Source organism: Gelidibacter sp. (assembly GCF_039916245.1).
Classification (GTDB): domain Bacteria; phylum Bacteroidota; class Bacteroidia; order Flavobacteriales; family Flavobacteriaceae; genus Gelidibacter.
This window is the reverse complement of sequence record NZ_JBDSLS010000215.1, coordinates 1-2,754: the sequence shown is the minus strand read 5'-3', so window position 1 is coordinate 2,754 and position 2,754 is coordinate 1. Positions and strand designations below refer to the sequence as shown.

Annotated in this window: 3 protein-coding genes; 1 reads left to right on the top strand and 2 read right to left on the bottom strand. The window is 36.7% G+C overall.

Annotated features, from left to right (window positions below; all coding sequences use genetic code 11):
- A partial coding sequence (gene nth / locus ABIQ28_RS11310) for an endonuclease III (RefSeq protein WP_348037350.1) occupies positions 1-621 on the bottom strand: 621 nt, incomplete at its 3' end.
- 37 nt (positions 622-658) lie between these two features.
- Here nth and bcp point away from each other — a divergent pair.
- Positions 659-1,111 (top strand): thioredoxin-dependent thiol peroxidase, encoded by a 453-nt coding sequence (bcp, locus tag ABIQ28_RS11305; protein WP_348037348.1) that lies wholly within the window; start codon positions 659-661, stop codon positions 1,109-1,111.
- Positions 1,112-1,183: 72 nt separating this feature from the next.
- Here the strand turns inward: bcp and ABIQ28_RS11300 are convergent, their stop codons facing one another.
- A complete protein-coding gene (locus tag ABIQ28_RS11300; protein WP_348037346.1) occupies positions 1,184-2,635 on the bottom strand; it encodes a TonB-dependent receptor in 1,452 nt (483 codons plus the stop codon).
- Positions 2,636-2,754: the final 119 nt, after the last annotated feature.

The window sequence follows — 2,754 nt, the reverse complement described above, 5'->3', positions numbered from 1 at the left end:
TGCGCGTCCAATGGTTTTTGTGATAATATCTTTTTCCAAATCCCAACCGCGAGCGGGAGAATATTCCCTGCCATACCATATCATCTGTAAGTGCAAATCGTTCCAAGTTTCTTCAGGGAAAAGACGTTTGGCATCTCTTTCGGTCTGAACAACGTTTTTACCATTGGTCAAATTCCAACGGTACATTAATCTGTGAATATGGGTGTCAACCGGAAACGCAGGAATTCCGAAGGCTTGGGACATTACAACTGCCGCTGTTTTGTGTCCAACCGCTGGTAATTCCTCCAATTCCTCATAGGTTTGCGGCACTTGGCCGTTATGTTTATCTATCAAAATATGTGATAATCCATGGATGCCTTTACTTTTCATGGGAGATAAGCCGACAGGTCTAATGATATCTCTGATTTCTTCAACCGAGAGTTTAATCATGTCGTAAGGATTATCAGCTTTTGCAAAAAGAAGTGGCGTAATTTGATTGACGCGTACATCTGTGCATTGTGCGGACATCAAAACAGCAATCAAAAGTGTATAAGGGTCTTTATGGTCGAGAGGTATGGGAATTGTTGGATACAGTTGCTTTAACGTATTTATAACAAAATCTACCTTTTCTTGTTTGGTCATTAGTTGTATTTTTACAAATATCAAATTTAAAACAGTTATGACCAAATTAAAAGCAGGAGACAAAGCTCCAAATTTTTCAGCCAAGGATGAACAAGGAAATATCATTTCTTTGTCAGATTATAAAGGAAAAAAATTAGTAATTTTCTTCTATCCAAAAGCTAGCACCCCAACGTGTACCACTGAGGCTTGTAATCTTAGGGATAACTATGCGGATTTAAAAGCTAAAGGGTATGAAATATTAGGCGTCAGCGCTGATAGTGCCAAGCGACAAGCGAACTTTAAAGAAAAACACAAATTCCCGTATCCATTACTGGCAGATGAAGACAAGGAAGTTCTTAAGGCTTTTGATGTTTGGGGCGAAAAGAAATTTATGGGACGGACCTTTGATGGGATTCATCGGGTAACTTTTGTGATTGATGAAAATGGTGTTATCGAAAAAGTCATCGATAAGGTAAAAGCCAAAATACATGCTGAGCAAATTTTGGAATAAATAGGTGAGTCCAAAAAATATATAAAAAAGACCTTAGCGATTTAAACTAAGGTCTTTTTCTATTGTTTATTTTTATTGATTTCGAATAACTTCTTTTGCCTCATAGCCAAATAGGTGTTTTTCTTTGATAATTTTTGAAACTCCAGGAGGTAACATTTCTTCCCAGCCCTCATCGCCATCAGAAATTGATTTGAGGACAGATCTTGAGAAAATATTAAGGATTGCCGGATCATAATCTGTAATGTCCACCACTTTGCCATTGTATTTGAAGAATTTATACAATTCCTTCATGCGTGGATGTACTTTTAAGTTTTCGCTGTCCATTAGAGTGCCGTCTTCATTCAGCATTGGATAGAGATAAACACGTAAATCCTTAAAGAATAATTTTCCAAAAGCTTCTAATATACCACCACTTAAATGACGGTAATATTTCTCGTCAAAAATATCCACGAGATTATTCACACCCATGGATAATCCCATTCTGTTTTTAGAATATTGGGAGAAATATTCGACCAATTTGTAATATTCCTGAAAGTTGGAAATTAAAACCGTATGACCCAAAGAACATAGCAGTCGTGCTCGGTCCATGAAATCCTGTTCATCAATTTCGCCTTCAGCTCTTAAATTGGAAAGGGTAATCTCAAAAACAACTTGGGTGTTGTTGATGTCCACCTTGTTTTCTTTAATAAACATGTCATAAGATTTCTGAAACATGTCAATATTTACTTTGGTTACGGGTCTGAAACTACCACGTAAGGCCAAGATGTTTTTCTTATAAAGAATTTTTGCAGGAAGCACGTTATTCCCATCGGGAGCAAACATTACCGCATCAGTCATGTTGTTTTTAACCAATTGCAAGCTCATCAAACGATTATCAACATTTTCAAATACAGGACCTGAAAAGTTAATCGTGTCAATCTCAATTTGATCCTGATCTAAATGGTCATATAAGTAACGTAATAGTTTTTTAGGCTCATTGTACTTGTAATAAGCGCCATAAATGAGGTTGGTTCCTAAAATCCCAAGGGTTTCTTGTTGTAAACGTGCATCATTTTCTCTAAAACGCAAATGCAGTATAATTTCGTTATAAGGTTTGTCTTGGTCAATTTGATAGCGGATACCTACCCAGCCATGGCCTTTGTATTGTTTGGCAAAATCAATGGTGGTCACGGTATTAGCGTAAGAAAAGAACATTTTATTGGGATGTTTATCTCTTGAAAGACGTTCTTCAATTAAGTTTATTTCATGAGACAACATTTTTCTCAAACGCGCTTCAGTCACATACCGTCCATCTTCTTCTGCGCCATAAATGGCATCGCTAAAATCTTTATCATATGCAGACATTGCCTTAGCGATAGTGTTAGAACCACCGCCAGCTCTAAAGAACTGTCTTACAGTCTCTTGACCCGCACCAATTTCAGCAAAGGTTCCGTAAATATTCTCATTAAGATTAATACGAAGTGCTTTTGTCTTTAACGACGGAATATCTTCAAATTCCCTGTCGCCTTTTAAGGTAATCTCCATGTTGTAGATTGAGTTTTTGTCAACGACAAAGGTACCTAATTGCTATCTCAAACAAAAAATTAAACCTACTTTTGTTCTAAACAAAGCACCTTTGAAAATTACATTTTTAGGAACAGGTA